This window comes from Streptococcus suis, from assembly GCF_002964045.1.
Taxonomy (GTDB): Bacteria; Bacillota; Bacilli; order Lactobacillales; family Streptococcaceae; genus Streptococcus; species Streptococcus suis_U.
In genome coordinates this window covers 1-380 of record NZ_POPB01000505.1, presented here as the reverse complement: position 1 = coordinate 380, position 380 = coordinate 1, and the positions used below count along the sequence as shown (strand labels likewise).

1 protein-coding gene is annotated in these 380 nt (G+C 46.1%); it reads left to right on the top strand.

The window, feature by feature from the left end; translation table 11 throughout:
* Positions 1–15: 15 nt before the first annotated feature.
* Positions 16–380, top strand: a 365-nt coding sequence (locus C1E99_RS12295; protein WP_153060229.1) for an IS110 family transposase, incomplete at its 3' end; no start/stop codon positions are given.

The following is a 380-nucleotide window of genomic DNA, read 5'->3' as shown; positions in this document are numbered from 1 at the left end:
AAGGAGGGAATTGTCATGGATGTTCTCTATCAATCTTGTGCAGGTATTGATGTCCATCAAGCCAATATTGTTGTCTGTATCCTACACGGACCTCTCACCTCAACTCGTCCAAAGCGTGAGATGGCTACATTTGATACAACGACTAAAGGCCTATGTGCTTGCCACGATTTTCTCAGTCAATTTCATGTGGAAGCTGTTGGCATGGAAAGTACAGGTGTCTATTGGCGACCTGTCTGGCATGCTCTATGTGATGACTTCGAGTTGATACTGGCTCAACCAGCCCATATGAAGGCTATCCCAGGTCAGAAAACCGACAAGAAGGATGCTCACTGGATTGCTAAATTAACACGGATTGGTCTGCTTCCTCGGAGTTTCGTTCC